The organism is Hydrogenophaga sp. (assembly GCF_050182545.1).
Lineage (GTDB): Bacteria > Pseudomonadota > Gammaproteobacteria > Burkholderiales > Burkholderiaceae_C > Hydrogenophaga.
This window is the reverse complement of sequence record NZ_JBFXCD010000019.1, coordinates 13,233-36,960: the sequence shown is the minus strand read 5'-3', so window position 1 is coordinate 36,960 and position 23,728 is coordinate 13,233. Positions and strand designations below refer to the sequence as shown.

Sequence of the window (23,728 nt, the reverse complement as noted above, 5' to 3'; positions counted from 1 at the left end):
CGAAACGGGGGCAGCTTGCCCCCTTTTTTTGCATGGTGTGGGCCGCTGATGATGGCTCATGCCCAAGGATTGGTCGGCTGCGCTTTCGCACGTCAGTTTCAGGTGCGGTGAATGCCGCGCTTCGTTCTCGGCCGCCCCTGACCTGGTCGAACCGTTGCCCGAGCAGGCACACCACCCCTGGCAGTACTTTGCCAACTGCCCAAAATGCGGCGCCGAGCACCAGACGCAGGCCAGCTGGGAGCGCGCGCTGCTGAAGGCGCACCAGCACGCTACCGGACCAAAGACCGAAGAAGGCAAGGCGGCCACCGCCCGCAACCTGGACGGCCACCCCACGTCCGAGGAGGCCCTCCGCACGCGTTTCAACGCGATGAAGCACGGCATGGCGGCCCGCACCGCCACCTACTTCCCGGCCAAGCCAGGCGGCTACTCGTTTTGCAAGCGCTGCGACGTCGAGCGCGCCTGGTGCGCCGTGCAGCCCGCGTGCGTGAAGCAAACCGAGATCTTCCTGCTGCACCATGCGGCGTTCGATCAGCGCAACCCGAAGGTGCTGGCGCAGCTGCATGCCGACCTGCAGGCCTCCCTCACGGCCACCCTGCAGATGTGCATCCAGGAGATCCTCGGCGAGGGCGTGATGATCAAGCAGCCACGGGTCGAGCTCGACCGGGAAGGCAACCCGGTCACCCTGACCTATGTGGACGACGCCGGCGTGCGCAAGTACGTCTACAACTACCAGAGCCATCCCGCGTTCAAGCCGCTGACCGAACTGGTGAGCCGGCTGGGCCTGTCCATGACCGACCTCGGCATGACCGTGCGCGCTGCTGGCGACGAGGAGGACACCCTCAAGGGGCAACTGGGCGGCGACAGCGAAACCCGAGAGACCCTTGCCGACTTCGGCCGCCGCATGCTGGTGGCCACCGAGCGCGCGCGCGACCAGATCGCCGCCGCGCAGAAGCGCAAGGCCGCTGATCCCGTCCTGGTCGAGTTCCATGCGCGCGGGGGTGACCAGTGAGGAGCAGCGCCGCCGAGCGCGCGCGCAGCTCGATCGTGGCCGAGCGCGAGATCATGAAGTTCGCGCTGCCCGACCCGGTGACAGGCCTGCGCCCCCACGCCCTGTGGCACAAGCACGTCCACAACGTGGAGCTGGACCCCATCCAGTGCCTGAAGATGGCCGAGATGGACGTGCACCGCAACACGGTGGATTTCTCCTCCCGGCGCACGGGCAAGACGGCCGTGAAGGAGATGTACAACCTGGAGCAGCTGGCGACGCAGCCCTACCAGGAGCTGGGTATCGTGGCGCCGCGCATGCAGCAGAGCCAGAACAATCTGAACTACCTGATCGACGGCGTGCGGCGCAGCCCGATGCTCACCGCCTTCATCGCCTACAAACAGGGCCGGCCGCAACTCAAGGACACAGCGTTCGAGTTCGCCAACGGAAGCAAGGCCAGCGCCTACGGGATCATGAGCCAAATCGACGGCGACTCGATCACCGTGGCCAGCCTGGAGGAAACGGACGACATGCCCCAGGACCGGCTGCTGAGCCGCTTCCTGCCCATGCTGGGCGCCGCGCGGCGCCTGGGCGTCTCGCGCAAGGCCACCGAGTTCAAGCCCTCGATACGCATCAGCGGCGTGTACAAGGGCGCGGACGTGCTGCAGCGCCTGATCGACACCGGGGAGTACCACACCCTGCCCACCGTGGACGTGCACCTGGGCGTCGAGCTGGGCATGGTGGATCCGGATTGGGCACGCTCAATGCAGATGCAGCTGCCGCCCGAGGAGTACATCCGGCAGTTCCTGTGCCAGAACATCAAGGCGCGCAACTGGATCTGGGAGCAGCACATCCGCCGCGCCAACGCGCTCGGCCTCGAGGCTGGCCTGGAGCGCGCGGGGCCGGTGCCAGGGCAGCGGTACAAGCGCCGCGGCCTCATCAGCCTGGGCTACGACCACACCGGCCATGGTGAAAACCCGACTGCCTCGAAGAGCGCCGTGGTGATCACCGAGCAGCTCGGCAACTGGCTGACGTTCCCCTACGTGAAGGTCTGGCCCGCCGGCGTGAGCGACACCGCACTGGCCCGCGACCTGGTGGCGATCTGGGACTACTTCCGCCCGGACTACGGCATCGGGGACGCCTACGGCGTGGGCATGCTCACCTCGGTCAACGACGAACTGTTCCGCAAGGGCCTCACGCACATCAACCGCGAGGCGGTGGCCGATGGCCAGAGCACGGCCACGGCCTGGAGCGAGTGGGCGTTCGCCCCCATGCGTTTCGAGGGCATGACCAAGCACGTCATGGCCAGCGCCTTGCGGGAGGCCTTCCACCACAACCGCGCCGCGTTCCCCTACGTCGACACCCTGGACGACCGGGAGGACCCGGACTGGGTCCTGTTCATGCGGCAGCTGGCCAACATGCGCGCCCTGCCCACCCAGGCCAGCTACAGCAGCTTCAAGATGGTCGACGAAAAGATTGGCGATGACCTGTTCGACGCCGCCATGGCGTCTGTCTACGCGCTGCTCACCCGAGGCCTGGCCGATGCACCCACCGTCATTCACCAGCGGCACGTGAGCCGCAACCACATGCTGGGCCTGCCCGGCGACTCAAGGATGGCAGCATGAAAACTTTCGACGCCGTGAAGGCGAACGTGGCCCGGCTCTGGACGAAGCTCACGCCCTTCGCATCCGCCCTGCCCAATGAGCGCGGCGCGCGCCTGGCCAGCGACGAGGCCATGGAGCGGCAGTACCGCCTCATGACGATCGACTACGAGCGGCGCGCGCTCGTGCGGCTGATGCGCGAGATGGACCAGAAGGACGGCCGCGTGAAGCGGATCCACGGCCGGGTCTGCCGCGACGTGATCCGCGGAGGCCTGGTGCTCGAGGTGCGGGAGAAGAGCAGCAGCGAGACGCTGAAGAGGGAATGGTCCGGGTTCAGGGCCCGGCTGCAGTTGCACAACAGCGAGAAGCTCAAGAGCGACACCCGCGGCCTGATCGTCGAGGGGAACCTGCCCCTGCAGCTGGTCCTGGACGACGCCCGCAGCGTGCATGCCGCACTGCGCATGCCTAGCGACACCATCGTGCCCATGACCGACGCTGGCGGCCGGTTCAAGAACCCCGCCCAGGCCTTCGAGCAGCGCGACGTCATGACCGGCCAGGTCCTGGCCAGCTTCGCGGCCTGGCAGCTCATCCTGGGCCGCCTGGACCCGCAGAACTTCGACGACCTGGGCAGCATGGGGCGACCGTGGCTCGACAGCGTCACCGCCACCTGGCGCAAGCTGGTGATGACCGAGGAAGACATGGTGATCCGCCGGCGCATGCGCGCGCCGCTGCGCATGGTGCACGTGATGGAGGGCGCCAGCGATGACGACATCCTGAAGTACCGCAAAACCGTCGAAGGTGAAAAGGGCGAGATCGCGACCGACTTCTACATGAACCGCAAGGGCGGCGTCACGGCCGTGCAAGGCGACGAGAACCTGGGCGACATCGAGGACGTGACGCACCTGCTGGACACCTTCTTTTCCGGTAGCCCGGCGCCAAAGGCCCTGTTTGGCTACACCTCGGGCATCAATCGCGACATCCTGGACGACCTGAAACGCGACTACTACGACGAGATCGACGGCCTGCAGGACTCCAATGCCTGCGCCTACCTCATGGCGTTTCGCATCCACCTGCTCTTCAAGGGCATCGATCCGGGCCCGGACGAGTTCATTCTTCGGTTTGCCGAGCGGCGCACAGAGACACCCAACCAGGTCGCCGACCTGGCGTTGAAGTACATGGCGCTGGGCATGCCCCAGGACGAGCTGGACCTGCTGCTGGGCTACGACCCCGAGACGCTGGCCACCAAGCGCAAGGACCAGGCCGCGCGCACCGATCCCTACCCCGTACCTGGTGGTCTCGGCCGGCGCCCAGTGGGCCCGCCGCGCGTGAGCGTGACGCCGGGCAACGCACCCAAGGGTGAAAGCGCCACGGCGATCAGCCAGCCGGGGAGCAACGGCGGGCGGGGGCGCGGGTAATGCGCTGCACCTATTGCGGCAGCAACGCCCACACGAAAGCACTGTGCCCTCACACGAGCAATGGCTCGGCCGCCCGCCAGCGGCTGCGCTGTACTTACTGCGGGAGCCATGAACACAACATCCAGGCATGCCCCAAGACGTATTCGGGCAACGCGGCCCGTGCCTGGTACCCCGACCGCGTTGCCGACCACTTCAAGAAAGACTGACATGCGCATCCACACCGACTCGAACGGCGTTGCCGTCAATGCAATCTCAACCCTGGCCAACGGCGAAGACGTCAGCGGCCACCTCTACCAGGTGCTGATGGGACCGAAGAGCCTCTCCGTGGAGTTCCAGCACGGGGCGGTTCAGGAGAACGGCGTCAACGGCGCGACCAATGAGGCGCTTCTGGCCGTCCTCATCCACCGCACCGAGGTCCTCAACAAGCGCTTCCCCTGCCGCGAGAATGCAATCGCCATCACCAAGATGCAGGAGGCGCTGATGTGGTTCGACAAGAGAACCGCCGACCGCCAGGCGCGCGGCGTCGAGGGCACGGAAACCGCCTGACGTGAAAACCGCCGCGGCCATCCGGCGCGCCAGCCAGCAGGCGCGCAACGCCATGCGCGACCTGGACGCGGCCAACGTCGAGGAGCTGCTGCAGCTCTACGGTGATGCTGCTGACGAAGTTCGGGCGGCGATCGCCAGTCGCGTGGACGGCAGCAACCTGGTGCCGCGCGAGCAGCTTCAGGCGCTGCTGCGCCAGATCGAGGAGATCGTCACGGCGCTGGGCCAGCGGCGGGACGCCCTGCTCTTCGACAGCCTCAACCGCTCGGCCGCACTCGGCGTGCGCCCGTACACCGCACAGGGAATCGCCGCAGTGGGTGCGGATGGCGCCGCCCAGGCCGTGCTGGACAGCGGCGCCGCCATGCGCGTGAGCGAGACGGCGGTGGACTTCGTGCGCGCCTTCCACGCGGCGGACGGCCTGGCCCTATCGGACAGGCTGTGGCGCCTGGATCTGGGCGCCAAGGAGGTGCTGCAGCGCGCGATCAGCAATGCGGTGGTGCAGGGATGGAGCGCCAGCCGCGCCGCCGCCCAGCTCGCCTACGAGGGGCGGCGCGTGCCCCCGGAGCTTGCGCGCACGCTCAAGAACGCCAGCGGCACCAGCCTGCAGCGCCTGGCGGACCTGCTCACCAGCGGCGACGGCGGCGAGGTGTGGAAGGCCGACCGGGTGTTCCGCACCGAGATCAACCGGGCCCACGGTGAGGCCTACATGGCGGGCGGGGAGAACACCCCGGGCTTTGCCGGCTGGCGCTACCTGCTGAGCCCGGCACACCCGGCGCCGGACATCTGCGACCTCCTGGCCGCTCAGAACCTGCACGGCCTGGGCCCGGGCGTCTACCCGACCCGCGAGGCCACCCCCTGGCCAGCCCACCCGAACACGCTCAGCTTCGTGGAAATCAGGTTCCTGGACGAAGTGACCGACGCCGATCGGACGGGCAAGGAAACGGAGCTGCAGGCGCTGCAGCGGCTGAGCCCGGAGATCCGCGCCGGCGTCCTGGGCGTCACAAAGGCGGCCTATTTCGACCAGGGTCTGCTGAGCAAGGGCATGCTGCGAAGCCCGCTCAAGGCCGTGGAGCAGCGCCTGGCCAGGCGCGAGGGGCCCAGCGCACCCGAGATGCGGTCGTTCGTCGAGCGCTCACTGGACACGAAGGACCGCCGCCTGCTGATGCCGATCGGGCCCGAGCTCAACCACCAGGCAGCGCGCAGCGCCACCGGGCACGACTTGCGTGGCTACCAGCACGTGCTGGACAACTACGGCGTGATCCACACCCACAAGCACCATGGCAACGCCATCATGGAGGTCAAGCGCGGCCAGCTGCCCGTGACGGCGCGCGACTACACGCTGCTGAGTCAGGTCCTGGCCGCGCCCGACCGCATGTTCGCGGACGGCAAGAACAAGATCGGGCGAGATGTGGTGGTGTTCACCAAGCTCATCGATGGCGTGGGCTACCGCCTGGCCGTGGAGATCCGCACGAAGGGCAAGAAGCTGGCGCTGGACTCGATGCGCAAGAAAAAAGGAGCCTGGGGCTCCTGAAAGGGTACCGGCGACGAGTGCATGTTGGCTGACGCCCCCTTCTCCTAACGTCCGAAACGACTTCGCCGGTACACATCCATTTTACGCGCGTTGAAGGCCTTCCCATGAGCATGTTCGAGATCTGCCTGGACGAGCACAAAGAGCGGTTCAACAAGCCGCGCGCCCTGCTGGTGCGCGAAGAGAAGACCCTGCGCCGCTACGTGCTGAGCTGGAACCCCCAGCTCGTGAGGCGCTTCATCGAACCCCACGGGGACGCTTCTCTCGCCGACCTGTGGGACTGCGTGGACGTGAACCACCAGGCCCTGGCCGAGCTCACCGGCGACAGCATGCCCGATGTGATGGCCACGCTGCGCCGACTGCAAGCGCTTGAGCTGATCTACCCGGACGGCACGCTGCCCGTGGCCGTGGTGCGGCTGCTCAACGCGGAGTTCCAGCGCTGTTCGGAAGAGCCGGACTGAGCCCGCACGCCCGGGCGCATGGGGCAGCTTGCCCCCTTTTTTTGCCTACCCGTCACGGGAAAAGATGCCCATCGCGTAACTACCGCGAAAAGGCAACATGAAGCGCTCTCTCCTGTCTCTTGCAGTGCTCTCGCTGGCCGCGTCGGTCGGTGCTGGTGCAGCTGCTGTGCCGGCGCGGCACATCTGCCTCTCGGACGACGACAACCCGCACAGCCAGGCCGGCGTGGTGCGCTTCCTGTCGCAACGGATCGAGCTGGCCGAGGGGCAGACGCAGACGTGGGTGACGGTGACCCGGACGGGGAACTTCAGCGACCCGCGCTACGGCGAATTCAAGATCACGCCCACCCACCTGCAGGAGATGGTGGACAACTTCAACAAGCGCGTGCTGGGACAAGACGTGTTCCTGGACGTGGGCCACCGGCACAGCGACGGCGCGGCGGCGAAGTTCCTCAAGCTCAGCGTGGAGAACGGGCGCCTTCGCGGCCTGGTCGAGTGGACTCCCTACGGTGTGGACGCCGTGAAGACGCGCGGCTTTGCCTACCTGAGCGCGGAGTACCACGAAAACTGGAAAGACAACGAACAAGGCAAGGCGCATGGCTGCGTGCTGCTCGGCGCCGGGCTCACCACGCGCCCCGTGATCAAGCAGCTCGAGCCCGTGCTCCTCTCGCTGGATGACGACGCCAGCGAGGGCGTGCGCTATGCGATCGCCCCCACCCTCATCAAAGAACTCTCGGACGGACTCCACATGAACTACCTGGAACAACTCAAGACCAAGCTGCTCGCCATGGGCATCACGGGCGACGTGCTCACCAAGCTGCTCGCCGAGGCCAAAGCGCAGCTCGACGCGGCCGCCGGCGACGAGGCCAAATGCCTGTCGATCGTCAGCACCTGGGAGATCGCCGCCAAGCCGGTGGCCGACCAGATCAAGGCGCTGGCCGCCGCGGGCAACACCCAGCCCATCACCATCAACCTGTCGGCCCCCAACCAGGTCGACGTGGCCGGTGAGGTTGCCCGTCTGCTGGCCGAACGCGACACCCAGGCTACCGCCGCGAACACCGCCCTTCAGGCCAAGCGCAAGCTGCTGAGCGACTTGATCGCCGCCGGCGACACGACACTGCCCGCCGAGGGCGTGCGCCAGCTGTGCGATGCCGTGTCGACCATGATCACCGCTGTCACCACCGACGACCAGGTCAAGGCGCTCGCCGAGCTGCAGATCAACACCTCGAAGAAGCTCAGCGCCGCCCACAAGCTGGCGACCCTGGGCTACAACCCGCCTTCGGGCTCGGTGCAGATCACTGTGGAGGCCTCCAACGGCATCAAGGCCCTGCAGGAGAACGTGGACCGCCGCCTGGGCTTCGACCGCATGTCGCCCGCGCGTCGCTTCGAGCGCACCGGCGGCATCCTGCTGGACGAGAACAAGCGCTACGCCGAGATCGCACTGGCCCAGTTCGATTCGGTGAACGCTGCCCGGTTGGATGCAGAGCACCGCGCGCTGGCCGCCGGTACCGGCCTGGTGAGCGACGCCGCAGTGCCCGTGATCGCCGAGCGCACCGTGCTGCGTGAAGCCCTGTACAACCTGGTGAGCCTGAACTTCGTGAACGTGGGCACGGTGCCCTTCGCGAACGTGGTCACCATCCCGTACAGCTACCGCGACACCTCGGCCGCAGGCATGAACGCGCTGCGCCGCTACGAGAACCAGGGCATCCGCAAGGCCGGCGTGATCCAGACGCACGAAGAGGCCCGCCCGATCCCCCAGAAGCTGGCGTTCCGTGTGACCGAGGAACTGCGCATGCTGCTGGGTGCCTCACCGATCGACTTCGACCCGGTGAGCGAGAACATCCGCAACATCATCCGCATCGTGGGCGAGGACACCGAGGCCATCAATTGCAACGAACTGGTGGTCTCGGCCGATGAGGCCGGAGTTGCCGCAGGCAACGACACGCTGACTGCCTCGGTGAACGGCACAAATGCGGTGTTTGTGACGAGCCAGTTCCCCGTGGTGCGCCCGCGCAAGGTCTACGACATTCAGGGCGCCCAGGTCGGGGCCACGGTGAACCCGATCACCGTCACGCTCAACAGCGTGGCCCGCTCCGAGTACCTGCCGCCGGCCGATGGTTCCGCCCTGGCCGCGGGCATTTACTGGGTGATGGACTACAACCTGGGCGAACTGCGCTTCGTGGATGAAGACGGTGCGGCTGTCATTCCCACCAACGCCTGGCCGCTGGTGGTGACCTACAGCTACAGCACCAACGTGGTGAAGTTCAACACCGACGCGGTGGCCGAAGAGGACATCAAGGACCGCTACGACCGACTGCTCACCGTCATCGGTGGCCGCAAGGCTGTGATCGCCAGCGACCGCTTCTTCACGCCGAACATGGTGTTGATGAGCGCCGCGGTGGACAACACGGTGAGCCAGGCCCGCAGCTTCGAGGCCAACGCCAGCCGCGTGGCCACGGGCCTCGCAGCCGACGGTTCCGTGGGACAGATCAAGGCCATGCCCACCTTCAACACCACGGCGCCCGGCCTGCTGATGGCTGACACGCGGATCCTGATCGGCGAGCGGGGCAACAGCCGCTTCCGCATGGTCAAGCCTTTCGCCATGCAGCCGCTGGAGCAGGCGCGCAACAGCAATGGCGACTTCATCGACGCGAAGGAGTCGTTCGGCACGCAGTGGGTGGTGAGCCACACCCCCACCCAGCTCAAGAAGAGCCTGACCAGCGTGGTGCTCTACAGCTCCACCGGCCGCGTGGCGCGGGCCGCGTAACCCACACCCCCCCCGCCGAAGCGCGACCCCCCCGCCCGCCATGAGCGCGGGCGGGGCGACTGGCACCAGGCGAACCGGAGAACACCATGGGTACGAAGTACATCGAGAACACCGGCCGCGACATCATTTACGTCGGCGGCAAGATGATCCCGCCCGGCGAAGGGCGCGACATCGACACCAACCTGCTGCCGGCCGAGCTGCAGGACCGTGCACCCGCGCTGGCGACCGTCGAGGTCAGCCTGGTCGAGCTCCTTCAGGAGCTGCTCGGCAAAGGCGTGAAGGCGATCGCCGTCGAACTGCCAGACCTCACGCACGAGGCACTGGACCTGCTGGCGGACCTGGAAGGCAAGACGGACACACCGCGCAGCACCCTGCTCGGCGCCATCAAGGCCGAGCAGATCCGTCGCGCGCAGCAGCTGCAGGAAGAGGCCCAGAACGCAGAGCTGGCCGCGTTCGAGGCCAGGGTGCAGGCCGCGTACGAGCTGGCCCTGCAGGGACTCACGGCCGAGCAGCTCGAGGCGATCGGCGAGGACGAGAAGGCGGCGCTGCGCGCGAAGGCCGAGGAGTCCGTGCGCGCTGCCGACGCCACCACGCCGGCCGCCTGATCGGGAGCGCCTGGGCATGAGCATGAAGGAATCCGACCTGGTGGCCGACCTGAAGGCATCGCTGCACGACAGTGCGGCGGTGTTTCGCGCGCCGCTGGATGCGGACTTCAGGCGCTTCCTGGCCCAGGCGCTGCCCGACATGCAGTTCAAGCGGCCGATCACCCGCCTGGGAACGGTCACCTTGACGGTTGACGAGGGGCGCTACGCGATGCCGGTGGACGACTTCGCCGCGCTGAAGACCTCCCTGTGGGGCGGCACCACCCGCCTGAGGCCCTGGGAGCCTGGCTACCCCGGCGCCGTGCCCCGCGCTCACGCCACCTGGGACGGCACAGCCTGGTGGATCGAGCTCGAGATCGCGCCGACGGCAGCCCAGCTCGCTGCCTGGACCAACGCGCTCTCGTTCTGGTACTTCGCCCGCCACGTCGTGAGCGACGAAGAAGGCGCGACCACGGTGAACGCGCTCGATCGCGGCTTGCTGCTGCTGCGGGCCCAGGCCGAGGCAATGCTCGAGCTCAGCGTCCGAAATGCCTCCAAGCCCGTGCAGCTGCGCGACGGCCTGAGCGGAACCCCCCGCAACAGCACCCCCGCCGCGCTCTACCAGGCGCTGCTCGACGAATTCCGCGAGGCCCGATGAACATGCGCACCATCACCAGCATCGTGCTGCACTGCAGCGCCACCCCCCAGGGCCACCAGGTCACCGTGCAGGACGTGGACCGCTGGCACGCGGCGCGGGGATTCCGCCGCACTCATGCCAACGCGACCACCTTCAACCCGTCGCTCAAGAGCATCGGCTACCACTTCCTGATCGACCTGGAAGGCCAGGTGTTCAGTGGCCGCAGTGTCGAGGAAATGGGCGCCCACGTGGCTGGCAGCAACGGCAACAGCATCGGCGTGTGCATGGTCGGCATGCAGCGCTTCACGCCCGCACAGTGGGCCGCGCTGCGTTCGACGGTGGTGACCCTGTTGGGTGTCTATCCCGGCGCCGCGGTGCTGGGCCACCGTGACCACAGCCCGGACGCGAACGGCAACGGTGTGATTGAGCCCTGGGAGTGGCTCAAGGAATGCCCAACCTTCGACGTGTCGTCCTGGCTCAAGGGCGGCATGCAGCCCATGCAGATGCACACCGTGCGCAGCTGATCAACGCTTTTTCAACCACGAGGTGAACCCATGAAATTCCTGAACCGCCTACTCGCCGGCCTTGCGCTGGTTTTCCTCGCGGCCACGGCCAGCGCCACCGACCTGACCGACTACGCCGAAAACCGCCTTGTCGACTCGCTGTTCCGGGCGCAGTCGCTCAGTGCACCAGCCACCTTATACGTCGGCCTCGACACCGCGGCGTGTGGTGAGACGGGCAGCGGTACCGAAGTCACTGGCGGCTCCTACGCAAGGGTCGCGGTGGCAGCATCGCTGGCCAACTTTGCGGGCACGCAGAGCGCGGGCAGCACCACGGCCAGCTCTGGCACCAGTGGCACGACCAGCAACAACGCCGCCGTGACGTTCCCGACGCCGACGGCGGGCTGGGGCACCGTGGTGAGTGTGCGCTGGTGGGACGCGTCGACCAGCGGCAATGCCTGGATCTGCACCGACCTGACGGTCGACAACACCATCAGCACTGGCAATTCGGTGAGCTTCCCCATTGGGTCGCTGACGTTCCAGATCGACAACTGATGAAGGCTTGAATCGCATGTCCAAGTCCAAACTTTCAATCTTGGTGGTCACTCTGGCCATGCTGGCCGGCTGCGCAACGGCGCCGACCCCGGTGCAGCTCGAGGCGGCTTCCGCGCGAAGCGCCATCTACGGGGTGGCCACGCTGGCCAAGAACGATTGCGAAGCGCAAACCGCCGCAGACTATACCGGCGTGATCGTGGCGCGGCGCCAGGCGGCAAGCCTGCTGCGCGCCAAGAAGATCCCGGTGGCCACCGCGGTGAACGTGCAGCGCCTGGCCGACGAGGCGCGCGCCGCACTTGATGCGGCCTGCCCTGGAGGGCGCCCGGACCCGGAAGCCATCGCTGTGGCGCGCGCGGCGCGTGCTCAGATCATTCAAGCACTGGAGGCCCCCCATGCACCTTGAACAAGCGCGCACGCTGCGGGCTGCGCTGGACACCGCGATCAAACAAGCGGAAAGCGAAGGCAGCACCGAGGTGAACCTGCAAGCCAACCTGCAGGCGCTGGACGACGCCGCTCGCGCGGATCTTCAGGCCGCGATTGACGCCGCTTCCGGCGACTGACCGCTGTCTGAGGCCGAGCATTCAGGCACACCCTAGCCATCCATGCCAGTCGTAGACGAAGGCGCGTCAACCGGTGCGACGTTCACGACGATCAACGTCGGCGGGGTTGACTACCGCGTCGCGACATTTGGCGAGGATGGCCCACTCGTTGTCACCGAAGGCGGCGAATTTGACTACTTCCTTGTCCCGGGCGGTGGCGCAGGCGGAGGCACCTCGGTCGCTGGCGGAGGCGCCGGCGGACGCCCGCTGCGCGTCAACGGCGCGGTGCTCACTGCCGGGTCATATCCGGTGGTTGTCGGCGCCGGCGGTGTCGTTCCGACCGATATCGATGCGCAGGAAGTAGGCGACGGAGGGAATTCCAGCTTCAACGGTGACACGGCAGAAGGTGGCGGTGCTGGCGGTGCGCGGGACTGGGCAGATTCTCCGGGCCGAGATGGCGGCAATGGCGGCGGTGGCGGCGGCGCAGAAACTCCACCTTCTTCGGACGGCGGCACTGGAACAGGGTTCGACGGCGGAGATGGCGTTGGCGGCGGTGGCAATGCCCGCGGCGGCGGCGGCGCCGGCGCGGGCGAGGATGGCGAGCCTGCCGTTGCAGGTACGAGTGCCGGCGCGGGCGGTGATGGGGTGGAGGATGACATCACCGGCACGCCGACCTTCTACGGTGGTGGTGGCGGCGGCGGCGGGAGCTTCACCGACGCAGAAGCCGCACCAGGTGGCCAAGGCGGCGGCGGCCAGGGGGGCCTGTCAGCTGGAAACGGAGACCCAACACCCGGGCAGGACGGCAAGGGCGGCGGTGGCGGCGCTGGCGGACACTTTTTGCAACCATCCGCGAATGGTGGGCGAGGTGTCGTCATCGTCCGCTGGATCCTTGAGGGCGAAAGCAGCGAAAACAACCTGGCCGCTGATGCAACAGCCACGGCCATTTCCGCTGCGCAGCTCGCCCTGACCAGGTCACTCGATGCCGCTGGCTCAGCAGCAGCCAGTGGCGGTGCCAGCCTCCTCAAGGGCGTTTCTCTTCAGAGCGCCGGGCTGGCGGTCGCAGCTTCCGGCGCCAGCATGGCTCACAGCATTCCGCTCGTGGCGACCGGGGTCGCTGTGGCCTCTTCTGACGGCCAGCTCTTCCTGGGGGTCACCCTGGGCGCTACCGGCCTCGCACAGGCCATGTCGAGCGCCGGGCTGTCCATTGACCGACTGCTTGCCGCCCATGCCAGCGCCCAGGCGGGCGGCACTGCGCTCCTGCAGAACGGGGAGAACGCAGAGCTGCAGGCGAATGGCGCGGCGGTGGCCAGCAGCGCAGGCACCTTGTCCATGCTCATCTCGCTGTCGGGCACTGCAGTTGCCCAAGCCCAGAGCGATGCGGCCCTGCACGTGCAGCGGCAGCTGGCGGCGGCTGGAGCGGCTGCGGCCGTCGGTGGCGCTGCGCTCGCACAGGCTGGCTCCCTGGCTGCCGACGGTTCCGCAAGGGCCAGTGCGGGCGCGAGCCTGTGGCTGGACATTCCCCTTGGCGCGGCCGCTCTTGCACAGGCTCAGTCCACAGGCGCACTGACCCTGGTTGTGCCACTTGGCGCAACTGCTCTCGCGCAAGCAACGGGCTCTTCGGTCCTGGCGGTGGGTATTTCGCTGGGCGCTGCAGGGGAGGCGTCATCGGACGCCACGGCGTCGCTGCAGGTGCTGGGCCCCGTGTTCGAGTTCGAGCGCGGCATGGTGGCCAGGAACGAACGCCGCGACTGGACTGCACGCAACGAACGACGCTCCTGGAGGGCCACAGCATGAAATCTTTCCCCGAAATCGACGCCGAAGAAATCAAGGTGGCGGTGCTGGACTTCGACCGTGAGCTGGAGGATGCCGAGACCGTGGCCTCGGTCGCGATCACCGTCACGGTGCACAAGGGCACCGACGACTCACCGCAGGCCGTGCTGGTGGGTTCGCCCCAACTCGTGGGCCGCCAGGTGCTGCAACGCATCACCGGGCGCGTGGACGGCTGCATCTACAAGCTCCGAGCCCGCGCTATGGACACCAATGGGCTCGCGCACGTGATCCCCTATCTCTTGCCCTGCAAGTTCAACTGACGGAGGTGCACACCATGCTGGACTGGAAAAGGCTCGTCGGCACCCTGGCCCCCACGCTCGGCGCCGCGCTGGGTGGCCCTCTCGCCGGCGCGGCCGTCAAGGCAATCGCCGACTCGGTGCTGGGCCAGCAGGACGCCAGCGAGGCCGACCTGGCCGCGGTGGTCATGCAGGGCCTGAGCCCTGAGCAGGTGGTGGCGCTGCGTGAGGCGGACAACGACTTCAAGCTGCGCATGAAGTCGCTCGACATTGACGTGGTGCGCATCAACAACGCTACCGAGCTGGCCTATGTGGAAGACGTCGGCAAGGCCCGTCAGGCGCACGCCGGCGACCGGGGCGTGTTCTGGCTGGGCATTGCCGTGCTGGTCACTTTCGCCGTGCTCATGGGCGTGGTGCTGGTGGGGTGCTTCTACCTGCTCACCGGCCAGCTCAAGGCCGATCCGGCCGTGGCGGCCATGGTCGCCGGGATGATCGGCACCGTGGTGGGCTACATCGCTGCCAACGCACAGCAGGTGACCAGCTACTTCTTCGGCTCCAGCCGGGGCAGCAACGAAAAGACCAACCTCCTGGCGGGATCCGTGGAGGCGTCGATCAAGCAACTGGGGGCACGGACATGAACCGCATGGAGAGATTCTTGAACGCGATGGGCGATGACGTGGCCTGGTGGGCCGTTCTTGCGCTGGTGGGCGGCGCCGGCGCTTCCCTGCTGGGCCTGAGCATGCTGCTGCGCAGCCGCCACGAGCTCACGCGGCGGGCCGTGATCGGCGCCGTACTGCACTCGATGATGTGGGGCGTGGTGATCTTCCTCATGAGCTACAGCACCCTGAAGGACGATCTGCCCATGCTGCTGGGCCTGTCGATCATGAGCGGCCTGGGCACGGCCAGCGCGGCCGACATGCTGCTGATGTTGCTCAAGTCGAAGTTCGGCATCAACGTGACGATCAACCCCAAGCGCAAGGACGGCTCTCAGACCCAGCCGACGCCGCTGGAGTAGCCGCAGCGCAGCCGCAGAACACCGCACGAAGGGGGCCGAAATGCCCCCTTTTTTTGCCTCAAGGGACCCGACACGATCAACCCCGGACCAAACCGCCCACCGGGGCGGCAACGACGTGGCGGAAAGGCCCGGGATGTGAACACGATGAAGGCGGCAGGCTGATGCTCACGCACAACGCGCACGAGATCTCGGTGGCGCTCGAGCTCCATGGCGACGACATGGAGCGCGAGGTCGCGAACGAACTCAACCGCGTGTCGGCCGAGATCGTGCGCCGCATGCGCGACCTGGCGCCGAAGTGGCGCAGCAACCTGGTCAACAGCATCGACCGCCGGCCCGACGGCCCGCTGGCATGGACAGTTCGCCCCGGCGTCGAGCATGGCCTGTACCGCGAGAAGGGGCAGCGCCCGGGCAAGCACCTGCCCCGCTTCTTCGACCCCGCCGCAAAGCCCATCGTCGACTGGCTGGCCAGCAAGGCTTTTACCGGCCTGGCGCGCGTTCGCAAAGGCACCGGGCGCTTCACTGCACGCGAGCTGGAGCTGCGCGACCGGTACATGGGCCTGTCCTGGCACGTCAAGCGCAAGGGCCTGCGCGCCCAGCCATTCGCCGAGCCCGTGGCCCTGGTGATGGAACGCACCTTCCCCCTGCGCATGACGGAGTTCGTGGAGCGCCTGGTGCGTGAAGCGAACGCCGGCAGATCGGCGGGCCCGGCATGAGCGACGCAAACGGCGCGCTCGACGCGATCGAGGCCAGTCTGTTCGCGACCCTGGGCGACCGCCATGTGCAGCGAGGCCTTGCTGACCCGGCCGCAGCCGATCGCCAGCACCTCCTCGATGGGCTGGTCTGCGTCGTGGGCCAGGGCGGGGGCAGCTTTGCCAACTACCTCGGGCGCGAGGGGCAGCTCGGCCTCATGACCGTGATGCTGGTGGGTTTCCTCCTGGTGGAGGAAGACACCGAGCCTGTGGCGATCGAGCAGGCCGAGCTCGCGCTACTGCAGGAGCTGCTCGACTGGACGGCCCACCCCAACAACCCCGGGCTGAACTCGGTGCTGCCGCTCGAGTTCCGCCAGAGCCAGCAGCTGGAGCACCCCTATGGCTGGGTGGCCCTCTCGCTGGAAGTGCGGATCTAGCCGAAGGAAATCCGATGAAGAAGCAGACCACCAAGGGGGCCCCGACGCCCGCTGCCACCACACCGCCGCCGGAGATCGCCGCGATCCCACCAGGTGGCTGGCCGCGCGACGAATTCAGCGGCCGCGCCGGGCGCTACGTGCGTGACCCGGTCACCGGCCTGCGCCGGCCCGCTGGCGAAGCCGCCACCGAGCAACCCACCACCGAGGCCTGAGCGGCCATCACCCCGCAACCTGAAGGAAACACACCATGAAACTCATGCGCAACATGCTGGTGATGGCGAAGGCCCAAGTGGCCCAAGGCACGCCCGCCACCCTTGCCGCCGCAGACGACGCCATGCTCGTGCGCAGCGCCATGCCCTCCCCCATCAAGGCGGAGTTCGTCGATCGCGCGCTGGTGCGGCCCTACATGGGCAACTCGCCCAAGCTCGTCGCTGGCGAGCACGCCGCCATCGAGTTCGAGATGGAACTGGCGGGTTCTGGCGCCGCCGGCACCGCCCCGGCCTTCGCCCCGCTGCTCCTGGCCAGCGGCTTCTCCGAGACCATTCTGGCGGCCACCCACGCACTGTATGAACCGGTGACCACCGGCCAGGTGTACCTCACGCTGGCCTGCAACCTGGACGGCCTGCAGTTCCTGCTGACTGACGTGATCGCCGACGTGTCGTGTGACATGAACCCCAAGGGCATCCCGGTGCTGAAGTTCATGTGCATGGGTGTCTACAACGCCTACACCGACACGGCGATGCCCGCCGGCGCGGATTTCACGGCCTTCCTCAAGCCACTGACGGTGGGCAGGACCAACACCCCCACCTTCACCCTGCACGGCACCACGCCCTGCGTGGAGCAGTTCAGCTGGGCGCTGAACAACGAGAACAACTGGCGCGAGCTCATCAACTGCAGTGGCGCGCGCCGCTCCGACCGCAAGCCCACCGCCAATGCCGTGATCGAGCTGCCCACCGCGGCGGCCAAGAACTGGGGCGAGGCGGTGCGCCTGGGTGACGTGGGCGCGCTGTCGGTGGTGCATGGCCTGGTGGCCGGGAACATCGTGCAGATCGACATGCCCACCACCACGGTGGCCAGCGAGCCCTCAATCAGCGACAGCCAGGGCATCGCCATGCTCAACCTGCAGCTCGATGTGAACCCCGACGAGGGCAACGACGAGCTGGTGCTGACCTTCAAGTGACCTGCTGCGTGCGCCGCACGCAGATCTGCGCATTCCCTACCCAGGAGCAACCTACATGGCTTTCAAGATGGCCCAGCAGCCGACCTTCAAGGTGAAGGTCACCGTGCCCGTGCCCAACAACCGCGGCGGCGTGGACAAAAACACCTTCGTCGCGGTGTTCAAGCGCACCTCCACCGACGAGCTCGCCGATCTTGGCGAGCGCCGCCTCAACGACGCGGACCTGGTGCGCGATCGCATCGTGGACTGGGAGCTGGTGGACGCGGACACGAACGCGCCGATCCCCTTCACCGCCGAGAACCTCGAGGCGCTGCTGCAGATCCAGCCCACGCCGAAATTCACGGCGCTGGCCTTCTATGAAAACGCGTACGGGGGAAAACCCTAAACCTGCGCGAGGCGGCACGGCACTGGGTGGGCGAGAGGCCACCGCCCAGGCCCACGCAGGTGGACGACAAGGTGCTGGAGATGATGCGGCGCTGGAACGCCACCGAGGAGAGCCTGGCGCTCGCCGAGCAGCTGCGCAAGCAGCAGCAAGGCAACCCGGACGACTTCGAGGTGTGGGAGGACAACTGGGCGCACTGGTGCTTCTTTCTGCGGATCTCCAGCCAGTGGCTGTATGCGGGGTTCGAAGGCGCAAGGGGGTGCCTGAACCTGGCGGGTGTGGAGGTGGTGGCCCGGGCCGCCGGTGTGCGGGGCAAGGCCTGGGCTGAGCAGCTCGCCGCCTTGCTGGTGATCGAGCGCGAAGTGCTGGAGGTGGACGCCAGACGGCGCGAACAGCGAACGGGTTGAAGGACAAGCATGGCGTGGAAAGGCACAGAGCTGGTGATCCGGATCGCCGCGGACTTGAAAAAGTACCGCGACGGTCTGCGTGACGCCGGGCGTGAAACCCGCGCCGAGATGGAGAGGGCCGCCCGCAGCACGGACGGCATGACCGCCGCCACCAAGCGCCTGGAGAGCCAGGCCGAGAAGGCCGCCGAGAAGGTGGTGTCCATCGGCAAGGCCGCGGCCTCGGGCGACTTCGCCCGCGCCGGCCAGGAGATGGCCGGCATGGCCAGCGGCGCCGCGCGTGCAGGCTCCACGCTGGGGGGCCTGGGTCTGGCACTCGGTGCGGCCGGGGTGGCGGCGCTGGCCTTCGTGGCGGTGTCGGAGGTCGCCAGCGACGAGCTCGAGCGCCAGACCAACCTGCTGCGCCTCACCGGCAACGCTGCCGGCCTGCTGGCGGGCGACATCAACGCCATGGCCCGGCGGGTTGCACGCGACGCCAACAGCACGGTCGGCAGCGCGCGCGAGATCACCGAGGCGCTGGTGTCCACCGGCAAGTTCGGCCGCACCGCCACCGAGAGCGTGGCCGGCGCCATCGAGCTCATGACCCAGGCCAGCGGGCGCAGCCGCGACAGCGTGACCGCCGACTTCGCGAAGATGAGCGACGGCGTGGCCAAGTGGGCGGCGACCGCGAACGAGAAGTACCACTTCCTCACGCTGGCCCAGTACGAGCACATCAAGGCGCTGGAGGAAGCCGGCCGCGTGCAGGAGGCCATGATCGTGGTGGGCGAGGCCTTCCGCAAACACCTAGACGGCGTGGGCGAGAACCTGGGGTACCTGCAGCGCGCCTGGAACGCGATGGGCCAGGCCGCTAGCTGGGCCTGGGACAAGGTGCTCAACGTCGGGCGGGCCCAGACCACCAGCGACCAGCTCCGGACTGCCACGGACAACGTGAACGAGATGCGTGGGCGCCTGGAGTACCAGCAGTCGATGGGTTTCGCTGGCCTCGCCGCCCGAACGCAGCGGACGCTGGACGCGGCCCTGCAGGAACAGGCCCTGCTGCAGGAGAAGATCCGCCTGGAGCTGCGCAGCGCCGCCGCCCAGGCCGACAACGCAGCGGCCGAGCAACGCGCCATTGAGGAAGTGGCCGCCGCCGAAAAGGAACGGGCCGAGCAGCGCAAGCGTGACCTGGAGGCCGGTGAGCTGCGCAACCGCCTGGCCACCGAGGCGGCCAGGGAGCAGGAACGCGAGCGCGCCCGTGCGAGCAAGCTGGCCGCGGCCGACGCCGAAGAGCAGCGCAAGCGCGAGCTGGCCGTGGGCGAGCTGCGCAACCGGCTGGCCAGTGAAGCCTGGAAGGAGCAGGAACGCATGGTGGAAGCGGCGCGCAAGGCCGACGCCGCCATGACCAAGGTCTACGAAGACAGCGCGGCCGCCGCGCAGCAGCGGCTGGAGTCCCTGCAGATCGAGAACGAGGCTGCGGCCTACGCGGAGCAGCACCAGATCAGCCTGGCGCGCGCCATCGAGCTCACGACCATTGCCCGCCTCAAGGAGAGCCAGGTGGCCGCCATGGGCAATGAAAGCGTGGTGATGGCCATCCAGGCCGAGATCGACGCACGCGAACAGCTGGTGCAGGCCATGGGCAGCCGCGAGGTGCGAGAGGCCGGCGAGAAGCTGCGCAAGGACGAAGAGGCCGCCTGGCAACGCACCTGGGACCAGGTGGGTCAGAGTTTCACCGACGCACTCATGGAGGGCGGGCGCTCGGTCAAGGAGTACCTGATCGGCTTGTTCCGCACCATGATCTTGCGCCCCATCCTCGCGCCGATCGGCAACGGCTTCGCCAGCGCGATGGGCGGAGGCGGCGCGGCCGGCAACAGCGGCATCCTGGGCGGCTTCAACAACCTCACCAGCCTGTACAACGCCGTGACCAGCGGGTTCTCCGGGTTCGGCAACATGGTGGGCTCCATCGGTTCGTCGATGCAGTACGGCACCGCCATGTTCAGCCAGCAGAGCCAGATGCTGGCGGCGCAGGAGGCCGGCATGGGCACGCTTTCGGGCTCCATGGGCTCGGCCGCCTCGGCACTGGGCGGCGCCATGGTGGGCATGGTGCTGGGCAAGATGATCAGCGGGGGCTACAGCGCGATCGGCAAGAGCGGCAACACGGCCGTGGCCGCCGGCACGGCGATCGGCAGCATCTTCGGCCCACTGGGCGCGGTGATCGGTGGCGTTATCGGCGGGGTCGTCAACGTGGCGTTCGGCCGCAAGCTGGCATCGAACGGCATCCAGGGCACCTTCGGGGGTGAGCAGGGTTTCAGGGGCAAGAGCTGGGAGCTGCACAAAGGCGGCTGGTTCCGCTCGGACAAGTGGACGTACAACCCGCTCGACGAAGGCGTGCGCAGCGAGATGGCGCTGCAGTACAACGCGCTGACCGATTCTTCCGTGGCCATGGCGGATGCGCTGGGCCTGAGCTCGGACGCCCTGGCCAACTACCGCCACTCGTTCGAGATCACCACGAAGGGCCTGTCGGCCGACCAGGTCAACGCGCTCCTCACGGCCGAATTCGCGAAGATGGCCAACGCCCAGGCCAGGTTGATCATGGGCACGAGCGAGTACATCCGGCGCGGCGAGGACGCGGTGGCCACCCTCACCCGCCTGAGCAACTCGATTACCGTGGTGAACCAGGTGTTCGACACCCTGGGCCTGCAGGCCTATGACGTGGGCCTGGCCGGGGGCGACATGGCCAGCCAGCTCGCCGACCTGTTCGGGGGCCTGCAGAACTTCGGCACCGCCACGGACGCCTACTACCAAGCCTACTACACAGACGCCGAGCGAGCGGCCACCACCACGCGTCAGATGGGCGAGGCCATGGCCCAGCTGAGCCTGGAGATGCCCACGAGCCGCGACGGGTTCCGCAGCCTGGTCGAGGCACAGGACCTCACCACCGAAGCCGGCCGGGAAGCGTACGCCGCGCTGATGACACTGGCACCTGTGTTCAACGGCTTGATGAGCCATGCCGACCAACTGGCGGACACGCTCGCACATCTGGGCAGCTCGGTGGCCGATGAGGTGCAGCGCCTGCGTGGCCTGCTCACCACCGACAGCACCAGCTCGATGGCGGCGCTGCAGGCTCAGTTCGCCACCAGCACGGCAGCTGCACGCGCCGGCGACCAGGCTGCGCTGGAGCGCCTGCCGTTCCTGAGCCAGGCGATCGAGGACGCCGCGCGCCTGCAGGCCGTGACGGCGGCCGACGTGGCCCTAATGCGTGGGCAGCTCGCGGCCAGCCTGAGCGCCACCCTGGCCGCCCTGGGCCTGCCCGTGCCGCAGTTCGCCACCGGCGGCATGCACCGCGGCGGCCTGCGCCTGGTGGGCGAACGGGGCCCAGAGATTGAAGTCACCGGCCCTGCGCGCTACTTCAGCGCCCGCGAAACTGCGGCCATGGTGGGTGGCGGCAACAACCCTGCGTTGCTGGCCGAGCTGCAGGCGCTGCGCTCAGAGGTGGTGGGCCTGCGCGCCGAGGTGCGCGCCGGCGTGGCCCATGGTGCCCAGTCGGCGCGGATCCTCTCAAGAGTCTCGCGCAATGGCGAAGCCTTCCAGACCGAAGCGGTGGCCGAATCATGATGAAGGTGCTCAAGCCCAACGTCATGGCACCGGGCATGCTCGTGAGCAGCGACGCCGTGGAGGCCGAGGCGGCCTGGTCGGACGCCGCCACCTACGCGGAGGGCGACATCCGCGTGTACGAGACCGGCCGGTACCAGAGCCTGCAGGCCTCGAACCTCAACCACGAACCGAGCAGCTCGCCCACCTGGTGGACGCTGCTGGGCCCCAGCAACACCTGGGCCATGTTCGACGACCAGGTGAGCACCGAGACCGAGGCGAACGAATCGCTCGAGGTGGTGGTGAACACCGGAATCATCGACACGGTGGCCATCCTGGGTGTGAACGCTCAGACGGCGCATGTGACCGTGCGCGACGGCCCGGGCGGCACCGTGGTGTACGAGGAAACGCAGAGCATGGCCGGCGAAGAGGTGTTCAGCTGGTACGAGTACTTCTTCAGCGACCCGACGGTGCGGCGCAGCCAGGCGGTGTTCACCGGCATCCCGCCTTTTGGCAGCAGTGAGCTCACCGTGGAGCTGACCGCGGCCGCCGGCCTGCAGATCGGCTCGCTGGTGTTTGGCCGCGTGAAGGACCTCGGCCAGCCCTACTACGGCGCGCGCGCCGGCATCACCGACTACAGCCGCAAGAACACCGACGATTTCGGCACCACCACCTTCGTGCGCCGGGCCTACAGCAAGAACCTGCAGGTGCAGCTGGAGGTGGACAACCTGCAGGTGAACCGTGTGCAGCGCCTGCTGTACGACCTGCGCGCCACGCCCGTGGTGTGGCTGGGCTCGAACCGCCCCGAGTTCAGCGAGCCGCTGGTGGTGTTCGGCTTCTACAAGGACTTCTATTGCGGCATCGAGTACCCCAAGGTGTCGACCTACTTCCTCGAGATTGAAGGACTGATCTAAATGCCCATCACCGCCCTGCCCACGCCGCCCACGCGGCAAGACCCCGACAATTTCGCCGAGCGCGGCGACGAGTTCCTGGCCGCACTGCCGGCCTTCGTGACGGAGGCCAACGCCCTGGCCGACCAGATGAACGCCGACCAGGCAGACGTGGCGGCCATGGCGGCCGTGGTGCTGCCCGCGAGCAGCGCCGCCCTGGCTGCGGCGAACTACGTGGGGATCTGGAACACCCTTGCCGGTTCGCTGGCCTTGCCGGCGAGCGTGTATCACAACGGTCGCTTCTGGATCCTGCTGGTCGCGGTGGGCAACGTGGCCACCACAGAGCCGGGCGTGACGAGCGACTGGGCCGCGGTGTCGGACGACGTGGGCGTGATCGGGCACTTTCCGTACAGCAACGCGCCTGCGGGCTGGCTCAAAGCCGACGGTGCAGCGGTGTCGCGCACGGCCTACGCCGCGCTGTACACGAAGGCCGTGGCCGATGGCGCCTTCGCCGTGGACGGCACCGACTGGGCGAACAACCCTGGCAAGTTCTACATCGGCGACGGCAGCACCACGTTCAACCTGCCCGATCTGCGCGGCGACCACATCCGCGCCCTGGACGACGGCAAGGGAGTGGACGCCGGGCGCGGCCTGGCCACGCTGCAGCAGCCGCAGAACGCCAGCCACACGCACACCGGAAACACGGGCAACCAGAGTGCAGACCATACCCACAGCGGCACCACGAACACGACCGGCGCGCATACCCATAGTTACGCACAGTACGCGGGTAACGGGAGCGGGTCCTCTGCCTCCACCTACGCAGGCCCTCCAACCGGAGGGGCCACAGGCTCCGCCGGCGACCACAGCCACACCATCACCACCGGCGGCGTTTCCGCCAGCCACAGCCACGCGTTCACCACCGACTCGTCTGGCGGCACCGAGAACCGCGTGCGCACCACCGCCCTGCTGGCCTGCATCAAGTACTGAGGTAG

General features: G+C 67.8%; 26 protein-coding genes. All 26 read left to right on the top strand.

Going from position 1 to position 23,728, the window contains the following annotated elements; translation table 11 throughout:
- Positions 1-58: 58 nt before the first annotated feature.
- The 26 genes from AB7P10_RS16885 (at position 59) to AB7P10_RS16760 (ending at position 23,723) form a co-directional block, all read left to right on the top strand.
- Positions 59-1,009 carry a hypothetical protein gene (locus AB7P10_RS16885; protein WP_428295019.1) on the top strand — a complete coding sequence of 317 codons (951 nt, stop codon included), beginning with the start codon at positions 59-61 and terminating at the stop codon, positions 1,007-1,009.
- Positions 1,006-2,610, top strand: a complete 1,605-nt coding sequence (locus tag AB7P10_RS16880; RefSeq protein WP_428295018.1) for a hypothetical protein — start codon at positions 1,006-1,008, stop codon at positions 2,608-2,610. Before AB7P10_RS16885 ends, AB7P10_RS16880 begins: the two co-directional genes overlap by 4 nt.
- Positions 2,607-4,001 (top strand): hypothetical protein, encoded by a 1,395-nt coding sequence (locus AB7P10_RS16875; protein ID WP_428295017.1) that lies wholly within the window; start codon positions 2,607-2,609, stop codon positions 3,999-4,001. The genes AB7P10_RS16880 and AB7P10_RS16875 overlap by 4 nt, the downstream gene beginning before the upstream one ends.
- Positions 4,002-4,208: 207 nt before the next feature.
- Positions 4,209-4,547, top strand: a complete 339-nt coding sequence (locus tag AB7P10_RS16870; RefSeq protein WP_428295016.1) for a DUF7681 family protein — start codon at positions 4,209-4,211, stop codon at positions 4,545-4,547.
- 1 nt (position 4,548) lies between these two features.
- Positions 4,549-6,075, top strand: coding sequence for a hypothetical protein (locus AB7P10_RS16865; protein ID WP_428295015.1), 1,527 nt, complete (start codon positions 4,549-4,551; stop codon positions 6,073-6,075).
- A 104-nt stretch (positions 6,076-6,179) separates the two neighbouring features.
- Complete coding sequence (locus tag AB7P10_RS16860) at positions 6,180-6,533, top strand: hypothetical protein (RefSeq protein WP_428295014.1); 354 nt, start codon at positions 6,180-6,182, stop codon at positions 6,531-6,533.
- Between the two features lie 97 nt (positions 6,534-6,630).
- Complete coding sequence (locus AB7P10_RS16855) at positions 6,631-9,297, top strand: hypothetical protein (RefSeq protein ID WP_428295013.1); 2,667 nt, start codon at positions 6,631-6,633, stop codon at positions 9,295-9,297.
- An 86-nt stretch (positions 9,298-9,383) separates the two neighbouring features.
- Positions 9,384-9,902, top strand: a complete 519-nt coding sequence (locus tag AB7P10_RS16850) for a hypothetical protein (protein WP_428295012.1) — start codon at positions 9,384-9,386, stop codon at positions 9,900-9,902.
- A gap of 16 nt (positions 9,903-9,918) precedes the next feature.
- Entirely contained in the window at positions 9,919-10,536 is a 618-nt protein-coding gene (locus AB7P10_RS16845; protein WP_428295011.1) for a hypothetical protein, read from the top strand.
- Between the two features lie 2 nt (positions 10,537-10,538).
- Complete coding sequence (locus AB7P10_RS16840; protein WP_428295010.1) at positions 10,539-11,039, top strand: N-acetylmuramoyl-L-alanine amidase; 501 nt, start codon at positions 10,539-10,541, stop codon at positions 11,037-11,039.
- 30 nt (positions 11,040-11,069) lie between these two features.
- On the top strand, positions 11,070-11,570 hold the full coding sequence (locus AB7P10_RS16835; RefSeq protein ID WP_428295009.1) for a phage tail fiber protein: 501 nt from the start codon (positions 11,070-11,072) through the stop codon (positions 11,568-11,570).
- Between the two features lie 16 nt (positions 11,571-11,586).
- On the top strand, positions 11,587-11,973 hold the full coding sequence (locus tag AB7P10_RS16830) for a hypothetical protein (RefSeq protein WP_428295008.1): 387 nt from the start codon (positions 11,587-11,589) through the stop codon (positions 11,971-11,973).
- A complete protein-coding gene (locus AB7P10_RS16825; RefSeq protein ID WP_428295007.1) occupies positions 11,963-12,130 on the top strand; it encodes a hypothetical protein in 168 nt (55 codons plus the stop codon). The genes AB7P10_RS16830 and AB7P10_RS16825 overlap by 11 nt, the downstream gene beginning before the upstream one ends.
- Positions 12,131-12,172: 42 nt before the next feature.
- Positions 12,173-13,903, top strand: coding sequence for a glycine-rich domain-containing protein (locus tag AB7P10_RS16820; protein ID WP_428295006.1), 1,731 nt, complete (start codon positions 12,173-12,175; stop codon positions 13,901-13,903).
- The gene (locus tag AB7P10_RS16815; RefSeq protein ID WP_428295005.1) at positions 13,900-14,199 is read left to right on the top strand and encodes a hypothetical protein; all 300 of its coding nucleotides are present in this window, start codon (positions 13,900-13,902) and stop codon (positions 14,197-14,199) included. Before AB7P10_RS16820 ends, AB7P10_RS16815 begins: the two co-directional genes overlap by 4 nt.
- A gap of 14 nt (positions 14,200-14,213) precedes the next feature.
- The gene (locus AB7P10_RS16810) at positions 14,214-14,813 is read left to right on the top strand and encodes a hypothetical protein (RefSeq protein WP_428295004.1); all 600 of its coding nucleotides are present in this window, start codon (positions 14,214-14,216) and stop codon (positions 14,811-14,813) included.
- A gap of 17 nt (positions 14,814-14,830) precedes the next feature.
- A complete protein-coding gene (locus AB7P10_RS16805) occupies positions 14,831-15,190 on the top strand; it encodes a hypothetical protein (protein ID WP_428295003.1) in 360 nt (119 codons plus the stop codon).
- A 161-nt stretch (positions 15,191-15,351) separates the two neighbouring features.
- Entirely contained in the window at positions 15,352-15,903 is a 552-nt protein-coding gene (locus tag AB7P10_RS16800; RefSeq protein ID WP_428295002.1) for a hypothetical protein, read from the top strand.
- Positions 15,900-16,316, top strand: coding sequence for a hypothetical protein (locus AB7P10_RS16795; protein WP_428295001.1), 417 nt, complete (start codon positions 15,900-15,902; stop codon positions 16,314-16,316). The genes AB7P10_RS16800 and AB7P10_RS16795 overlap by 4 nt, the downstream gene beginning before the upstream one ends.
- A 14-nt stretch (positions 16,317-16,330) precedes the next feature.
- Positions 16,331-16,528, top strand: coding sequence for a hypothetical protein (locus AB7P10_RS16790; protein WP_428295000.1), 198 nt, complete (start codon positions 16,331-16,333; stop codon positions 16,526-16,528).
- Between the two features lie 35 nt (positions 16,529-16,563).
- Positions 16,564-17,496 carry a phage tail tube protein gene (locus AB7P10_RS16785; RefSeq protein WP_428294999.1) on the top strand — a complete coding sequence of 311 codons (933 nt, stop codon included), beginning with the start codon at positions 16,564-16,566 and terminating at the stop codon, positions 17,494-17,496.
- A gap of 55 nt (positions 17,497-17,551) precedes the next feature.
- Complete coding sequence (locus AB7P10_RS16780; protein WP_428294998.1) at positions 17,552-17,878, top strand: phage tail assembly chaperone; 327 nt, start codon at positions 17,552-17,554, stop codon at positions 17,876-17,878.
- A 59-nt stretch (positions 17,879-17,937) separates the two neighbouring features.
- Complete coding sequence (locus AB7P10_RS16775) at positions 17,938-18,282, top strand: DUF1799 domain-containing protein (RefSeq protein WP_428294997.1); 345 nt, start codon at positions 17,938-17,940, stop codon at positions 18,280-18,282.
- A 9-nt stretch (positions 18,283-18,291) separates the two neighbouring features.
- Entirely contained in the window at positions 18,292-21,870 is a 3,579-nt protein-coding gene (locus AB7P10_RS16770) for a phage tail length tape measure family protein (protein WP_428294996.1), read from the top strand.
- Entirely contained in the window at positions 21,867-22,760 is an 894-nt protein-coding gene (locus AB7P10_RS16765; protein ID WP_428294995.1) for a hypothetical protein, read from the top strand. Before AB7P10_RS16770 ends, AB7P10_RS16765 begins: the two co-directional genes overlap by 4 nt.
- Entirely contained in the window at positions 22,761-23,723 is a 963-nt protein-coding gene (locus AB7P10_RS16760) for a tail fiber protein (RefSeq protein WP_428294994.1), read from the top strand.
- The last annotated feature ends 5 nt before the right edge of the window (positions 23,724-23,728 follow it).

Bases quoted from the DNA above. Each gene is read 5' to 3' on its own strand.
- AB7P10_RS16870 (WP_428295016.1), top strand. From the start codon at position 4,209: ATGCGCATCCACACCGACTCGAACGGCGTTGCCGTCAATGCAATCTCA.
- AB7P10_RS16820 (WP_428295006.1), top strand. From the start codon at position 12,173: ATGCCAGTCGTAGACGAAGGCGCGTCAACCGGTGCGACGTTCACGACG.
- AB7P10_RS16815 (WP_428295005.1), top strand. From the start codon at position 13,900: ATGAAATCTTTCCCCGAAATCGACGCCGAAGAAATCAAGGTGGCGGTG.
- AB7P10_RS16885 (WP_428295019.1), top strand. From the start codon at position 59: ATGCCCAAGGATTGGTCGGCTGCGCTTTCGCACGTCAGTTTCAGGTGC.
- AB7P10_RS16860 (WP_428295014.1), top strand. From the start codon at position 6,180: ATGAGCATGTTCGAGATCTGCCTGGACGAGCACAAAGAGCGGTTCAAC.
- AB7P10_RS16835 (WP_428295009.1), top strand. From the start codon at position 11,070: ATGAAATTCCTGAACCGCCTACTCGCCGGCCTTGCGCTGGTTTTCCTC.
- AB7P10_RS16800 (WP_428295002.1), top strand. From the start codon at position 15,352: ATGCTCACGCACAACGCGCACGAGATCTCGGTGGCGCTCGAGCTCCAT.
- AB7P10_RS16780 (WP_428294998.1), top strand. From the start codon at position 17,552: ATGGCTTTCAAGATGGCCCAGCAGCCGACCTTCAAGGTGAAGGTCACC.
- AB7P10_RS16840 (WP_428295010.1), top strand. From the start codon at position 10,539: ATGCGCACCATCACCAGCATCGTGCTGCACTGCAGCGCCACCCCCCAG.
- AB7P10_RS16845 (WP_428295011.1), top strand. From the start codon at position 9,919: ATGAGCATGAAGGAATCCGACCTGGTGGCCGACCTGAAGGCATCGCTG.
- AB7P10_RS16760 (WP_428294994.1), top strand. From the start codon at position 22,761: ATGCCCATCACCGCCCTGCCCACGCCGCCCACGCGGCAAGACCCCGAC.
- AB7P10_RS16790 (WP_428295000.1), top strand. From the start codon at position 16,331: ATGAAGAAGCAGACCACCAAGGGGGCCCCGACGCCCGCTGCCACCACA.
- AB7P10_RS16850 (WP_428295012.1), top strand. From the start codon at position 9,384: ATGGGTACGAAGTACATCGAGAACACCGGCCGCGACATCATTTACGTC.
- AB7P10_RS16830 (WP_428295008.1), top strand. From the start codon at position 11,587: ATGTCCAAGTCCAAACTTTCAATCTTGGTGGTCACTCTGGCCATGCTG.
- AB7P10_RS16770 (WP_428294996.1), top strand. From the start codon at position 18,292: ATGGCGTGGAAAGGCACAGAGCTGGTGATCCGGATCGCCGCGGACTTG.
- AB7P10_RS16785 (WP_428294999.1), top strand. From the start codon at position 16,564: ATGAAACTCATGCGCAACATGCTGGTGATGGCGAAGGCCCAAGTGGCC.
- AB7P10_RS16825 (WP_428295007.1), top strand. From the start codon at position 11,963: ATGCACCTTGAACAAGCGCGCACGCTGCGGGCTGCGCTGGACACCGCG.
- AB7P10_RS16795 (WP_428295001.1), top strand. From the start codon at position 15,900: ATGAGCGACGCAAACGGCGCGCTCGACGCGATCGAGGCCAGTCTGTTC.
- AB7P10_RS16875 (WP_428295017.1), top strand. From the start codon at position 2,607: ATGAAAACTTTCGACGCCGTGAAGGCGAACGTGGCCCGGCTCTGGACG.
- AB7P10_RS16855 (WP_428295013.1), top strand. From the start codon at position 6,631: ATGAAGCGCTCTCTCCTGTCTCTTGCAGTGCTCTCGCTGGCCGCGTCG.
- AB7P10_RS16810 (WP_428295004.1), top strand. From the start codon at position 14,214: ATGCTGGACTGGAAAAGGCTCGTCGGCACCCTGGCCCCCACGCTCGGC.
- AB7P10_RS16765 (WP_428294995.1), top strand. From the start codon at position 21,867: ATGATGAAGGTGCTCAAGCCCAACGTCATGGCACCGGGCATGCTCGTG.